12 protein-coding genes and 1 tRNA gene are annotated in these 13,992 nt (G+C 65.0%); 7 read left to right on the top strand and 6 right to left on the bottom strand.

Annotation, left to right across the window (positions count from 1 at the left end; translation table 11 throughout):
- Positions 1–20 precede the first annotated feature (20 nt).
- Positions 21–644, top strand: a complete 624-nt coding sequence (locus JIP62_RS03225) for a carbonic anhydrase (RefSeq protein WP_201103496.1) — start codon at positions 21–23, stop codon at positions 642–644.
- A gap of 77 nt (positions 645–721) precedes the next feature.
- Positions 722–1,354: a CDP-diacylglycerol--glycerol-3-phosphate 3-phosphatidyltransferase gene (gene pgsA / locus JIP62_RS03220; protein WP_201103495.1), complete on the top strand. Its 633-nt coding sequence runs from the start codon at positions 722–724 to the stop codon at positions 1,352–1,354.
- 19 nt (positions 1,355–1,373) lie between these two features.
- On the opposite strand, the gene JIP62_RS03215 is transcribed toward pgsA, so the two are convergent.
- A complete protein-coding gene (locus JIP62_RS03215; protein ID WP_201103494.1) occupies positions 1,374–3,431 on the bottom strand; it encodes a S46 family peptidase in 2,058 nt (685 codons plus the stop codon).
- 344 nt (positions 3,432–3,775) lie between these two features.
- On the opposite strand from JIP62_RS03215, the gene JIP62_RS03210 reads away from it, so the two are divergent.
- Positions 3,776–5,392, top strand: coding sequence for a peptide MFS transporter (locus tag JIP62_RS03210; protein ID WP_201103493.1), 1,617 nt, complete (start codon positions 3,776–3,778; stop codon positions 5,390–5,392).
- Between the two features lie 77 nt (positions 5,393–5,469).
- On the opposite strand, the gene JIP62_RS03205 is transcribed toward JIP62_RS03210, so the two are convergent.
- The gene (locus tag JIP62_RS03205) at positions 5,470–7,743 is read right to left on the bottom strand and encodes a pre-peptidase C-terminal domain-containing protein (protein ID WP_201103492.1); all 2,274 of its coding nucleotides are present in this window, start codon (positions 7,741–7,743) and stop codon (positions 5,470–5,472) included.
- Between the two features lie 174 nt (positions 7,744–7,917).
- On the opposite strand from JIP62_RS03205, the gene JIP62_RS03200 reads away from it, so the two are divergent.
- Together JIP62_RS03200 and JIP62_RS03195 are read left to right on the top strand one after the other, a co-directional pair.
- Entirely contained in the window at positions 7,918–9,189 is a 1,272-nt protein-coding gene (locus JIP62_RS03200; RefSeq protein WP_201104527.1) for a NupC/NupG family nucleoside CNT transporter, read from the top strand.
- A gap of 14 nt (positions 9,190–9,203) precedes the next feature.
- A complete protein-coding gene (locus tag JIP62_RS03195) occupies positions 9,204–9,824 on the top strand; it encodes a glutathione S-transferase family protein (protein WP_201103491.1) in 621 nt (206 codons plus the stop codon).
- 4 nt (positions 9,825–9,828) lie between these two features.
- Here JIP62_RS03195 and JIP62_RS03190 read toward each other — a convergent pair whose 3' ends face one another.
- Both JIP62_RS03190 and JIP62_RS03185 read right to left on the bottom strand, forming a co-directional pair.
- Positions 9,829–11,151 (bottom strand): glycoside hydrolase 5 family protein, encoded by a 1,323-nt coding sequence (locus JIP62_RS03190; RefSeq protein ID WP_201103490.1) that lies wholly within the window; start codon positions 11,149–11,151, stop codon positions 9,829–9,831.
- 256 nt (positions 11,152–11,407) lie between these two features.
- Positions 11,408–11,497, bottom strand: a tRNA-Ser gene (locus JIP62_RS03185).
- Positions 11,498–11,624: 127 nt separating this feature from the next.
- On the opposite strand from JIP62_RS03185, the gene msrA reads away from it, so the two are divergent.
- Both msrA and JIP62_RS03175 read left to right on the top strand, forming a co-directional pair.
- The gene (gene msrA / locus JIP62_RS03180) at positions 11,625–12,290 is read left to right on the top strand and encodes a peptide-methionine (S)-S-oxide reductase MsrA (protein ID WP_201103489.1); all 666 of its coding nucleotides are present in this window, start codon (positions 11,625–11,627) and stop codon (positions 12,288–12,290) included.
- A 198-nt stretch (positions 12,291–12,488) separates the two neighbouring features.
- Positions 12,489–13,016, top strand: coding sequence for a c-type cytochrome (locus JIP62_RS03175; RefSeq protein WP_201103488.1), 528 nt, complete (start codon positions 12,489–12,491; stop codon positions 13,014–13,016).
- A gap of 3 nt (positions 13,017–13,019) precedes the next feature.
- Here JIP62_RS03175 and JIP62_RS03170 read toward each other — a convergent pair whose 3' ends face one another.
- Together JIP62_RS03170 and JIP62_RS03165 are read right to left on the bottom strand one after the other, a co-directional pair.
- A complete protein-coding gene (locus JIP62_RS03170; protein WP_201103487.1) occupies positions 13,020–13,460 on the bottom strand; it encodes a hypothetical protein in 441 nt (146 codons plus the stop codon).
- 89 nt (positions 13,461–13,549) lie between these two features.
- Positions 13,550–13,981 (bottom strand): hypothetical protein, encoded by a 432-nt coding sequence (locus tag JIP62_RS03165; RefSeq protein ID WP_201103486.1) that lies wholly within the window; start codon positions 13,979–13,981, stop codon positions 13,550–13,552.
- Positions 13,982–13,992: the final 11 nt, after the last annotated feature.

Below are 13,992 nucleotides of genomic sequence, written 5' to 3'. Positions count from 1 at the left end.
TCTCGATCTAAGAGCTAAGCATGACCGATTCAGCTGATCCCCTTGCCCAGGGCTACCGCCGTTTCCGTGACACCAAATGGCCGGCCCAGCGTGATCGCTTCATTGCCCTGGCCGAACAGGGACAGAAGCCGCACACCCTGGTGGTGGCCTGTTCCGACAGCCGGGCAGACCCGGCCTCCATCTTCGATGCCGCGCCCGGCGAACTGTTCGTGGTGCGCAACGTCGCCAATCTGGTGCCGCCCTATGAACCGGATGGTCAGCTGCACGGCGTCTCGGCGGCCCTGGAGTTCGGGGTCAAGGTCCTGGGCGTGTCGCGCATCGTCGTGATGGGCCATGCCCTGTGTGGTGGCGTGGCTGCGATGAGGACCGGAGCCCCGGACAGCTGCAGCGACTTCGTTGCGCCATGGGTCGCCCAGGGAGCGCCGGTCGTGCGCCGGATCGTCGAGGAATTCCCGGCCGATCAGGTCGAGCAGGCGGCTGAGGAAGCTGTCGTCCGGCTCTCCTTGGACAACCTGCGGACCTTCCCCTGGATCGCCGAGCGGGAAGCTGCGGGCCAGTTGATCCTCAGCGGCCTGCATTTCGGCATCGCGGACGGCATGCTGCGCGCTCTGAAAGGGCCGGGACGGTTCGAAGTCCTGGGCTAGGTTTTCGTCCTTTACGAAGACATGCCGGACGGCTTCGTCTATCCCGGTGATCGCCAACCTGTTTGCCGAGACCTGCCATGACCGCCGCCCCGCCCCATAGCGCCAATCCGATCCCCAACATCCTGACGGCCCTGAGGCTGGCCGCCGGGGTGGTGATGTTCCTGATCCTGGCAGGGGCCACCGGCGGCGTGCCGATCCTGTCGGCCTATCTGAGCCCGGAGGATCAGTTCGCCCTGTATCGCGCCGGCTTCTGGATCTTCGTCATCGCGGCTTCGACCGACTGGGTCGACGGCTATCTGGCGCGGCGCTGGAATGCGACGACGCGGTGGGGTGCGATTCTGGACCCGATTGCGGACAAGATCCTGGTGACCGGGGCGATCCTGGCCATCCTGACCTCGGGCTCGGTGCCCCAGATTGCCATTCCCTGCGGCCTGATCCTGTTCCGCGAGTTCGCCGTCTCGGCCCTGCGCGAGAGCACGGCGGGCAAGGTGGTGCTGCCGGTCACGACCCTGGCCAAGTGGAAAACGACGCTTCAGATGGTGGCCTTGGGCGCCCAGCTCCTGGCACGCAACTGGGACGGCTTCGGCTTCGACTTCATGTATCTGGAGCATTTCCAGCTGTTCGCCGACTCCCTGATCTGGGCCGCTGCGATCGCCACCACCTGGACCGGCTGGCAGTATTTCAGCGAGGCTCAGCGCCAGCTGCGCTGAGCCTCCTTCGCCGGATCGATCAGTCGACGCCCAGTTCGGTGACCAGACGGTCCATGCCATAGACATCGCGCAGGGCCACCGTCACCGCGCCGGTGGTCACGATGACGCTGCGATTGACGTTGCGGTCATAGCCATAGGCGTTGCGCTGGGTCAGGACGGTGGAGTCGAAATTGGCTCCCACGATCTCGCCGGCCGCATTGACGACGGGCGAGCCGGACGAACCGCCGATCGTGTCGGATGATACCGCCATGTTCAGCACCGTGCCGGGGTCGATGCGCTCGCGTGCGGCCAGCAGGCGGGGGGCCACGTCAAAGGGCGCGGCACCGGTGGCGCGGTCCCACAGGCCCCCGAAGGTGGTAAAGGCCCCCCAGCGCTGGCCCGGCACATCCGATCCCTCGATCCGGCCATAGGTCAGGCGGAGGGTGCCGGTGGCATCGGGATAGACACTGTCGCCATAGATTTCGAAACGCGCCGCTGCCAGAGCCTCTGACGCCCGGTCGGTCGGGCCCTGGACCTTCTCCTCCCACTCGCTGCGGACGGCGCGGGTCTCGTCCTGGATCAACAGCACATATTGGATCATCGGATCGTCCGACGCCTCGATCGCGGCCAGACCACCTTCCCACAGGGCACGGCGAACCGCCGGATCGGCCAGGGTGGAACCTGCGACCAGCCGGGCCGACAGGGCTTCCGGCGATTCCTTACCCAGCAGGGCCTGCACGCGGGGATCGTCGACGGTCAGCCATTCGCGGGTCTTGGACAGCCACCATTCCAGATAGACCTGCTCCAGCGCCGGATAGGTCGGACGTTCGGCAAACAGGCTGGACTGGACGGCCGACAGTCGGCTGTCGGCGAACTCCGGCAGGCGTTCTGCCGAGGGCTTTTCGCGCTCCTGCGCTGCGCGCACCAGGGTGCGGGCCCAGGCGAAATGCAGCGACCCCCCGCCGGCGCGGGTCTCCAGCAGGGTGTAGGGCGCATAGAGCTCACGCTGGATCGGCTGGACGGCGGACAGCGCCGCCCAGGGGTCTGAAGCGTTGGCAGCATCGCGATGGCGACGGCGGAAATCGGCCTCCTGCTCGGACTTCATGGCCATGAACTGGGGATCGACCAGGGCCCGCATCCGGCCAAGGCCGCGCTTATAGGTGTTTTCCAGGCCCACGATCGGGTCCATGGCGATGAAGGCGTTCTCCTCGCTCTCCTGGCTGAAGCGGATCAGGCGACCGCGCAGCTCCGAGGCGATCAGCTGGTCCAGCGGCAACATGACGTCGCGGACCGTCAGCAGTTGATCCATGGTCAGCAGGCGCTGGGTCGCACCGGGGCTGCCTGAGACGAAGACGGGGGTGCCTTCGACGGGCTGATCCGCATTCCAGGTGAAGTGGATCGGCGTCTGGACCGGGGCGTCGTTCTCATAAATGCGGATGAAGGCCGCATCGATGGAGAAGCGCGGGAAGCTGAAGTTGTCCAGGTCTCCGCCGAAGGTCGCGGCGCGATCCTCGGGCGCGAAGGCCAGGCGAACGTCGGTATAGCGGCGATAGGTATAGAGCTTGAACTGGCCGCCCCGATAAAGGGTCACGACCTGACAGCGCAGGGTCGGATCGCCGCCGCAGCCCTCGCTCTCGATCCGGCCTGCCTCGGCGGCGCGGGCCTGGGTAAAGGCCTGCCCGGACAGACCCTCGCCCGCCGCCTGCATGCGGGCGGTCACATCGGTGATCTCGGTCAGGATTTCCGCGGTGCCACCGGGGCATTTCAGCTCTTCCTCGCGCGTCGCGGGGGTAAATCCGGTCGCGGCATAGTTGACCGCCTGGGTCGACAGATTGGCCACGCAGCTGGCGACGCAGTGGTTGTTGGTCAGGATCAGGCCCTCACCCGACACCAGCCCGGCCGAACAGCCGCCGAACCGCACCGAGGACAGCCGCACCCGGTCCAGCCAGGCCTGATCGATGTTGGTGCCCAACAGACGATTGGCGGCCGCGATAGGGAAGTTGTCGAAGGTCCACATGCCTTCTTCGGCGCGGGCCGATCCGATGCCGAGGGCCAGGGACGAGACACCGAGGGCGGCGGCGAGGGTCAGGGGACGCATGGGACTTCTCCGTGAACGCGGACTATCGCCACTCTAGCGGCCATTCGCCTTGACGGGGAAGGCCGGGGCATCTGCGACCAGAGATCAGCGGCCTGACGGGCGAGAATCGCGGCTTCGTCTGGCTGCCGATCGTCCTTAACGCTTGTCCGGTCTTTCGTCCCGTGCTGCTTATGCCGCTTCGCGCGCGGTTAGAGGCGCAGGCTTTAGGGAGTGAGCCGTTGAGTACGACGGACGCCGGAGGCGCAATCGCGCCCCGCAAGACGTTTTTGGGACACCCGCGGGGGCTGGTAGTCCTGTTCTTCACTGAGATGTGGGAACGGTTCTCATTCTACGGAATGAGGGCGATGCTGACCCTGTATCTGATCCAGCACTTCCTGTTCGGTCCGGAAGAGGCGCAGGGAATTTACGCCGCCTATGCGGCGCTGGTCTATCTGATGCCGGTTATCGGGGGCCTGATCGCCGATAAATATCTGGGATCGCGCAAGGCTGTCATCATCGGTGCCGTGCTTCTGGTGCTCGGCCATTTCACGATGGCGTTCGAGGGTTCGGGCGGCAAGGAGCGGATCACGATCGGCGGCGAGACCTATGCCATTGAGGTTGACGGCCGCAATCAGGACCGCAAGCTTTTCATCGTTGACGGCACAGAGCGGGTCCAGATCGTGATCTCGCCCGAGGGCGTCACGCGTGCACAGCCGGCCGCGACGGCGACCGCTGGCGGGTCTGATTTCCCCGCCTTCACCCCGACCGGCAGCTTCAGCCTGGAGACCACGCGTGACCTTCAGGTCGGCGAACCCCTGCTGTTCCTGGCCCTGTCGCTGATCATCGTCGGCGTGGGCTTCCTGAAAGCCAATATCTCGACCGTGGTCGGTGCCCTTTACGACGAGAACGATCCGCGTCGCGACGGTGGTTTCACCATCTTCTACGTCGGCATCAATCTGGGGTCCTTCCTGGCCACCATCGCCTGTTCGTACCTGGGCTTCACCTATGGCTGGGCCTACGGCTTCGGCTTGGCGGGCATCGGCATGTTGCTGGGCCTGCTGACCTTCATCGTGGGACAGCCGTGGCTTGAAGGCCGAGGTGCGCCGCCCAATCCGGTGGCGTTGAAGTCGGCCAAAATCCTGGGCGTTCCTCTGGAGGCGGTGTTCTGGATCCTGGGCCTGGTCGCGGTCTTCCCGACCTGGCTGCTGATCCAGCGTCACGAACTGATCGAGATGGTCCTGCCGTGGGCTGCGGGCGTCATTTTCGCCCTGGTCGTCGGCTATACGGTCCTGAAGCTGAAGGGGGCCGAGCGCTCGCGGATGCTGGTGGCCCAGGTGCTGATCTTCTTCTCGGTCCTCTTCTGGGCCCTGTTCGAACAGGCCGGGTCGTCGCTCAGCGTCTTCGCTGACCAATCGACCGAGATGCCCAGCTGGTTCAACGTCGGCTATACCCAGTCCTTCAACCCCGGCATCATCATTGTCCTGGGCCCGCTCATGGCGGCGCTCTGGGTGTGGCTGGGCCGCCGGAACATGGAGCCGTCGACGCCGGTCAAGTTCTCGTTCGGCCTGGTGTTCGTCGGTGCAGGCTTCCTGCTGCTGGCCTGGGCGGCGCTGAATGCTGCCAACGCAGACTTCCGCGTGCCGTTGATGTTCCTGTTCCTGACCTATCTGCTGCACACCATCGGCGAGCTCTGCCTCTCGCCCGTGGGTCTGTCGATGATCACCAAGCTGTCGGTGGAACGCGTGGTCGGCATGATGATGGGGGTCTGGTTCCTGTCCAGCTCGGTCGCACACATCGTGGCGGGCATCATCGCCAAGGCGACGGCGACCAAGACGGTTGCGGGCGTCGTGACCGATCCGGGTCTGGCCCTGCAGACCTTCAGCTCGATCTTTTCGACGATCGGTTGGGTCGGCGTCGGCGTCGGGATCTTCCTGTTCGTGGTCTCGCCCATCCTGAAGAAGGGCATGGCCGGGGTTCACTGATCCCGATCAGAGCCTGAAATGACGACGGCGGCCTCCGATCCCGGAGGCCGCCGTTTTCTTTTGCCCCGCAGGCAGGATCAGCGCGCGGCGATACGGATCACCACGTCGTCGACCTGAACCCCGCCGCGATCCACGACCAGGTTCTGATAGCTGCGCTGACCGTCGATCGTTTCGGCCCCGACATCGGACACCTCGGCCGCGAACTTGCGGCGCAGATAGGTGGTCAGTTCGCCGGCCGTGATCATGTCGTCGCCGTCCATATTGGCCTCACCGGAGAGACCGGTCCGCAGGAAGTGGGCCAGGTATCCCCCCGCTTCGAACTTACCGGCCACCTGGCTGGTCAGGTCCTCCTCCGAGCTGAACAGGCCGATCACGCCCGGCCGGCTGACGACGTTGCGCGCGAAACCGCCCGAAAAACAGCTGTCCAGGACGATCATGGCCAAGCGGGTGTCCAGGGTGCCGAAAAGTTCCGCCATTTCGGTGTCGGTGATCTCGCCATCGCGCAGGGCAATGGTCTCGTAACGCGAATCCGGCTCGTTCGGATTGAAGCTGCCCGGGTGCTGGGCCCCGTGTCCTGAATAGAAGAACAGGAAGATGTCGTTCGGCCCGGCCTGGGCCGCGACCTCGGCAAAGGCTTCGCGGACACCGTCAACCGTGGCATCGGCGTCGGTCAGGGTGATGCTGGCGGGGTTCAGCACGCCTTCGCGGCGCAGGGCCTCGGCCAGTTTCAGCGCATCGTCGGCCGTATAAGCCAGGTCACCAGTGCCACCATAGTCGGAGATACCGACCATGACGGCGAACACACGCGTTCCGCCCTGGACGCCGGCTTGACGCGGCGTACCCAGGCTGGGCCCGGCCACGAACCGATAGCGGCCCGTCTCGCCAGGGCCATAGGAGGTAACCGTGACGGTATACTCGCCATCGGCGGGCAGGACGGCGTCGATGCGGCTGTTGGTGCCATCCGGACCATCGTCGTTGTCGCTGCTGAACCCGCCCGGGCCGCGCACAAACAGATAGGTGTCGAACTGGCCCGACTCGACCGTCAGGGCGATCCGTTCACCCGCCCGGCCCTGGAAAGTATAGCGGTCCGCATATTCGCCGTCAGGCAGGGCCTGATCGCCGTCGGCCAGGCTGCCGTTCATGTCGATGCCGGTCTCGAACGCCGGCACGCGCGACGCCAGCGCCGTCTCGGCCTGGGCGATGGCGGATCCGCTGGCGCGGTTCGCCGTCAGGCGGAAGTCGCCGCTCTCGCCGGGGGCATAGCTGGTGGCATAGACCTGATAGTCGCCGTCGGAGGGCAGGGTGACGATCAGGCGGCTGTTGACGCCATTCTCGCCGGAGGGATCATCGTCATTCGCGGCCGAAAAATCGTCAGGCCCGGTGATGAACAGATAGGGGTCGAAATTGGCGGAAACCATCTGCAGGTCGATCTGGTCGCCCGCCGATCCGCTCAGCGTGAAGACCTGGGTGTACTCGCCAGACCTCAAGGTGGAGTCGCCCTCGGCCAGGTCGCCGTTCACCACCTGACCCAGACGAAGACGTCCGCCAGATACGGGAGTGCCCACGCTGGCGGTCTGAGTACCCGCCTCATCCACCATGAGCGTATAGGCACCGGTCTCTTCCCCGCGATAGCTGGTTGCGGACAGGACGACCTGACCATCCTCGGGCATCACGAATTCCAGGCGGCTGTTGGTGCTGCCACGGCCGCTGGTGTCATCGTCGTTGTCGGCTTCCAGTCCCTCGCCGCGAACAAACAGATAGGCGTCGAAATCACCGGTATTCAGCTGGGCGACATAGGCTTGGCCAGGCGTGCCGTTCAGGATCCAGCGGTCGACGTATTCCCCGGCGGGGAGGCGGCCGTCACCATCCAGCAACTGCCCGCGGTTGGGCGCGCCCACGGTCACGGCACCGCCCCCCTGTGCTGTCGTCGAGGCACCGCCCTCGACCACGGCGATCCGATAGCGGCCCGTCTCACCGGGCTGATAGGTCGTTGCCTGGATGCGGTAGGTGCCGTTGGCGGGCAGGCGGACGCTGACCTGGGCATCGGTCAGGCCCGCGTCGCGATCGTCGTTTTCCTCGGCAAAGCCTGCGGGGCCGCGCAGCATCACATAGGCATCGACGTCACCGGACGTCATGCTCACCGTCACCTGCTGTCCAGCCCGGCCCTCGAAGGTATAGACATCGACATACTCGCCGGAGGACAGGGTGCTGTCGCCGTCGACCAGATCGCCTGCGACCGAGCCACCGATGGCCAGTCGCTCCTGTGCCGCGACGGGCGACACGCCCAGCATAAGCGCCAGGCCGGCCGTCCCCAGCAGCACACCGGCCGCGCGTGCGAACATCTTCAGCATCGTCGTTCCCCCCAAGCAGATCGGGGACGCTAACAAACCGCTGATCGGCTAGAAAGAGGGCTCCGCCTGACGGGTCCTGACGCAAGCGTGCGCCCAGGGCCTTGCCAGACGCCCCGCGACGGCGTTCAAGCGATGCGGGCTCCGGTTGTTCCGGAGACGGGGAAACAGTCGATCATGTTCAGCGTCCTGAACCTTCAAAGCCTGCTGGGTCTGATAGTTATCGTCGGCGTCTGCTGGGCGATCTCAGAGAATCGCCGCCGGTTTCCCTGGCGGCTGACCGTGGGAGCCATCGCGGTTCAGGCGGCCTTGGTGCTTGCCCTTTTTGCCATCCCGGGATCCCAAGGGGTGCTGGCTGCGGTGACGGGCGCCGTCGACGGACTGGCCGTGGCGACCAACGAGGGTACCCGCTTTGTGTTCGGCTATCTGGCCGGCGGAGACCAACCCTATGCCGTCAGCAACCAAGGGGCGCTGTTCACCTTTGCCTTCCAGGTGCTGCCGCTGATCCTGGTGATCTCGGCCCTGTCGGCACTGTTGTGGCACTGGAAGGTGCTGAAGTGGCTGACCTATGGGTTCGGCCTGCTGTTTCAGCGGACCATGGGCCTGGGCGGGGCATCGGCACTGGCGGTGGCGGCCAATATCTTTCTGGGCATGATCGAAAGCCCGATCGTGATCCGCGCCTATCTGGACAAGCTGACCCGGTCTGAAATCTTTCTGATGATGGTGGTGGGCCTGGCGACTGTCGCCGGATCGACCATGGTCGCCTATGCCGCCATCCTCGGACCGGTGATGAGCAATGCGGCAGGCCACGTCCTGGTCGCCTCCATCGTCTCAGCGCCCGCAGGCATCCTGTTGGCCAGGATCATCATTCCGGAAACGCCGGGGCAGGGCGGTGCTCACGCCGACTACCGCTCGGCCCTTCACTACGACAGCGCCATCGACGCCATCGTCAAGGGGACGGCTGACGGGCTGATGGTGGTGCTGAACATCTCGGCGGTGCTAATCGTGTTTGTGGCCTTGGTTGCCCTGGTCAACCTGATGATCGGCGGCCTGTCGCTCTTTGGAGAGCCGGTGACGGTCGAGCGCCTGCTCGGCTGGGCCTTCATGCCCGTCGCCTGGCTGACGGGTGTCGAATGGTCGGAGGCTGGCAAGGCGGGCTGGCTTCTGGGCGTCAAGCTGACCCTGACCGAGTTCGTCGCCTTCATCGAACTGGGCAATGTGCCGGCCTCTGAAATGAGCGAGCGCACGCGGATGCTCATGACCTATGCCCTGTGCGGCTTTGCCAACATCGGCTCAGTCGGCATCACGGTCACGGGCCTGTCGGTGTTGATGCCTGAGCGCCGCGAGGAGGTGCTGGGCATGGTGTGGAAGGCGCTGTTCGGCGGCTTCCTGGCGACATTGATGACCGCGGCAGTTGTCGGCGCGATGCCGTCCTCCATATTCGGCTGAACGGGAGAAGGCGCATGAAACTCTATGACAGCCACCGCGCACCAAACCCTCGCCGCGTGCGTTGGGTCATGGCGGAAAAAGGGATCGAGGACGTCGAGATCGTTCCCGTCGACATCATGTCGGGCGAACACAAGACGGCTGAGTATCGCACACGTGTCGGTGTGCCCCATGTCCCGGCGCTGGAGCTGGACGACGGCACGACCATCTCTGAATCGGTGGCCATCTGCCGCTATCTGGAGGCGATGTATCCCGAGCCCAACCTGTTCGGGCACGATGCGCGTGAACAGGCTCTGGTCGAGATGTGGACCCGGCGTTGCGAGTTCTATCTGGCCAATCCGATCATGCTGAATGTCCGGCACACCCATCCGGCTCTGGCCGCTCTGGAGGCGACCCAGCTGCCGCAAATGGCCGAGTACAATCGCGTCGCGGCCGAGCGTTTCATGAAGACCCTGGACCGGCACCTGGGTGAGCACGAATTCATCGCCCTGGACCGGTTCACCATCGCCGATGTGGTGGCGGTGGTCGGTCTGGATTTCGCGCGGCTGATCAAATATCGCCCGCCCGAAGCCTTCACGAACCTGGCGCGCTGGCTGGCTGACTGTCATGCCAGACCCGCTTCGAAGGTGGGGGTCTGACGCCTCAGACCACCGCCAGCGCTGCGGCGTGAGCGCGGATGTGCGCCCGGGTCGACTGGTCGGTGTCGAACACGCCATACCACCCCTGGGGCTCGTGCGGGGGGTCGCCCATCCAGGCGCGGTCGCCTGACCGGAACCGGTGGTCCGGGTGGGGGCTGCGCGCCTCACCGTTCCAGGCCCAATAGTTCGAACCGACCAGCGGCCCGCCCGCCTGGGCATCGGCCAGCACCGCCGCATGGATATCGTCATAGAAGCCGTCACGCAGGGTGGCGGGCACGGCCGGATCATAGGCGTCGCCATCGCGCGGATAGCCGAATTCCTCGATCACCAGCGGCTTGTCGAGCTGCCGTGCGAAGCCGATGTGCTGGGCGACGTAGTCGCGTGACAGAGCCCGTGCTGCCGCATCGGTGCCGGCCATGTCCTTGCGGTCCAGCCAGCCCCAATTCCCCGGCCAGATATGGGCGGTCATATAGTCGATGTCGGTCGACTGCTGGCTTTCCAGAACGATTTCAGGCCTTTCGACCGATCCTTTCAGACCTTCGCCGCCAGTCGATACCAGATGGTTGGGATCCAGCGACTTGATCAGCCGCGCGGTACCGTTGATCCAGTCATAGAAGGCCGGAAGATTGGCCACAGCCTCTGTCACGCCACCTGCAGGCCGAGGCTCGTTCGCCAGTTGCCAGGCCATCAGGGTAGGGTCTTGGGCATAGGGGATGCCGGTGACCGTATTGATCCGGGTCACGACCGCGCGAACATAGTCTCGATAAAGGTCCACGGCCTCACCGCTGCGATAGAAGTCGGCGATGAAATCGGGAAAAGCGGGCCAAGGATGGGCCGGGTCGTTCATGTCCAGATACCGGCCGCCGTTGACCCAGGACAGATAGGTCATCATCCCGCCGGACCATTCCCAGAAATTGGTCAGATACAGCACCGCCTTCATGCCGCGCCGACCGATCTCGGCCATGGCATGGTCCAGGCCGGTGAGCAGCGTCTCATTGTATTCAGGCCCACGATCGCGAAAGGCGGGACGCACCGAGTTCTTCAGCGGCGAGAGCTCCGCCGAGGCTGCGATCCTCAGATTGGTGACGCCGTCGCCCTGTAAGGCATCCAGTTCGCGCGCCAGCCGCCCGCGGTCGCCGAAATCCGCATCCGCCCCCAGCCACGCCAGATACCAGGCATTGGCTCCGACGAAGCGATAGGGGCGCCCGTCCAGCATGAGGGCCATCCCGTCACGGGTGACGAAACCGGGCCGCGCGGTGCGCGAAGTCAGGGGCGGGGCAAGAACCAGCGATCCCGATGAAGCCAGAAAGGCACGACGACTGAACATGGACGTACCTCGGCAGGCGATGCGTTCGACCCTCCAAGCTTTGCACGGCGGCCCGATCGCGCCAATCCATACTGAAGCACCGACCAAGCCGGGCCTGACATCAGCACGCCCTGTCCTTCCGTTGGGGGGCACTAAGGCTGATCAGTTTCAGGTCGGTTTGATCCACTGCCGGCGCTTGGCGGCCAGGGTCTGGACCGCGAGCCCAGCCACTTGCAGCCAGAGCGCTAGATCGATCATGCGTACGGTGAGGAGTGGGTGGCGGACAGAGAGGGATTCGAACCCTCGGTAGGCTTTCACCTACACACGCTTTCCAAGCGTGCGCGATCGACCACTCCGCCACCTGTCCGTTTACCACCGGCAAACGCCTGCGGAGGTCGGTCCGCAGCGAGGCGAGGCTGATAGAACAACCGGACCCCCCTCGGCAAGCGCCAACCGCATCCCATATAGGGGGTCGACTGATCGGAGACCGACCCATGAGCCTGCTCGACAAACTGTTCGCTGCCAAAACGCAACTGCCGACCGCCGATACGGCCTTGCCGGGGCGTTCGAGCCCTCTGCACACCGACGAGGTTCACTTCGTCAGTGGCCGCCCGCTGAAAGGACCGCATCCCGAGGGATTTCAAACGGCCATCTTCGGCATGGGCTGTTTCTGGGGTGTGGAGCGCGTCTTCTGGCAGATGCCGGGCGTCTGGGTGACCTCGGTCGGATATTCGGGCGGCATCACGCCCAATCCCACCTATGAGGAGACCTGCACCGGGCGGACCGGCCATACGGAGGTGGTCCAGGTGGTCTTCAATCCCGAGGAGATTACCTACGGCGATCTGCTGAAAGCGTTCTGGGAGAACCACGATCCGACCCAGGGCATGCGTCAGGGCAATGACGTCGGCACGACCTATCGCTCGGCCATCTACTATCTGGACGACGATCAGAAGGCTCAGGCCGAGGCCTCGCGCGATGCCTATCAGGCGGCGCTGAACGCGGCGGGCAAGGGCACGATCACGACCGAGATCGCCCCGGCGGGTCCCTATTATTTCGCCGAGGACTATCACCAGGGCTATCTGGCCAAGAATCCGGCCGGATACTGCGGTATCGGCGGAACGGGCGTGGCCTGTCCGGTCGGTATCGGCGTCGATGCCTGAAAGGGTACCGGGCAGGCGGGGCACACCTGGCCTGCCTGTCCCTGATGGGCTCCGGGTAGGGCACCTAAGGGCCGATCGCCAGCATCCCGCGGTGGTGGTCGGTCGGCGGCCGGCGGCAGACTGGAAATGACAAATCCGTAAGCTTGACCGGAGCCTGCGAAACGCTGTTTTCTGTGCGTGTCAGTTGGGGAGACACTCATGGATTTCCGGATTGCCGGAGCCCTTGCCCTCGGTTCGATGTTGGCGGTTGCCAGTTGCGATCGTGCCGAGGTCAAGGTCGCGACATCGACGGACGCGCCGCACGTGGTGGCAGCCTCTGACATTGAGGCAGGGCGCTATCTGGTTAAGGTCGGAGGGTGCAACGACTGTCACACGCCCGGCTATGTGCAGGGCGGCGGAAAGCTGGCCGAGACAGAATGGCTGAAGGGCAACCCGGTCGGCTATCGCGGCCCCTGGGGCACGACCTATGCGCACAATCTGCGGCTGACCACTGCCGGTATGACCGAGGATGAATGGGTCGAGATGCTGGGCACGCGGCAAGCCCTGCCGATCATGCCCTGGCCCAGCGTCAATGCGATGTCGGAGGCAGACCGCCGAGCCATCTATCGCTTCATCCGATCTCTGCCGGGAGAAGCCGGGACGCCGGCTCCTGCTGCGCTGGCCCCGGGTATCGAGCCCACGACGCCGTACGAGAACATGATGCCGGTCATGCCCAAGGCGAGCTGAGCCTCATCCGCAGAACACGAAGAAGGCTTCGATCCGGCTGGCCGACCCGGGCTGCGCGACCATCACCGTGCGGTGGTCGGGCCCGTAATGTGCCAGCCAGCCGACCCGGCGGAAGCGCTGGAACACAGGATCCGAGGTCCTGGCAGAGGCCGTCATAATGCCGCCCTCGTACATCTCCGACGCTTCGGTGGCGGTCCGATAAGTCTCGGTATCGCCGCCCGATTCCAGCGCGATGACGCGCGGCTGTGACGGCGTGACCGGCTGCGACATCTGCAGGGTACCGCTGCCGCCTCGGCAGGTCAGGGAAAGCCAGATGTCGTCGCTGTCGGCCAGGCCATAGACAAGACCGGCCTGCTCCTGATCGCTGTCGAAAAACCAGTCGTGGTCAGCGATCGGCTGAGGCGCTGAGAGGGCCGCATCGGAAGCAGCAGGTGCCTTTGGCATCTCCGTGGAGGCGCAAGCCGCCGTCAAGGCGCACAAGCTTCCGAGGGTCAGCAAGAGTGCAGGGCGCATGAGGCAGGTTCCGATTGAGGTCAGCCTGCACACAGTTCTGCGAAGCGGCGCAGTTTCGCAAGGTGGGCGGGCTGAACTTCTATCGCACGTTGCCGATCGCCCACTGTGGCCGTCATTCGGCCCCCGGCCACAAAGGCAGCAAATACCGGATGGTCTGTGCGCATCGGCGCGATGAGCGTGCCATTCGGGGCCGGAGCGATCTCGCTGGTGGATACCGCAGTCGCGGCGGCAAAGCGCACATAGCCCGTCGAGGGCCCGAAACCATACATCGAAACCCGCGCGACACCGCTGCCCGTATCGCATTCCAGCGTCGTGCGCAGGTGCACGGTGTCCGGCACCTCATGCGCCAGGACGACCGGGCTTTCAGTGTCGTAGAGGGTCCAGGTCCAGGCTGATGCAGGCGGTGGCGTCTGGCCCAGTAAAAGGCTCAGCGCTAGAAACAGGCCGGTCATGATCGCGCCCC

The sequence above is a fragment of the Brevundimonas vitisensis genome, assembly GCF_016656965.1.
Classification (GTDB): domain Bacteria; phylum Pseudomonadota; class Alphaproteobacteria; order Caulobacterales; family Caulobacteraceae; genus Brevundimonas; species Brevundimonas vitisensis.
The sequence above is the reverse complement of the archived record's forward strand: the minus strand, read 5'-3'. Positions and strand labels throughout refer to the sequence as shown.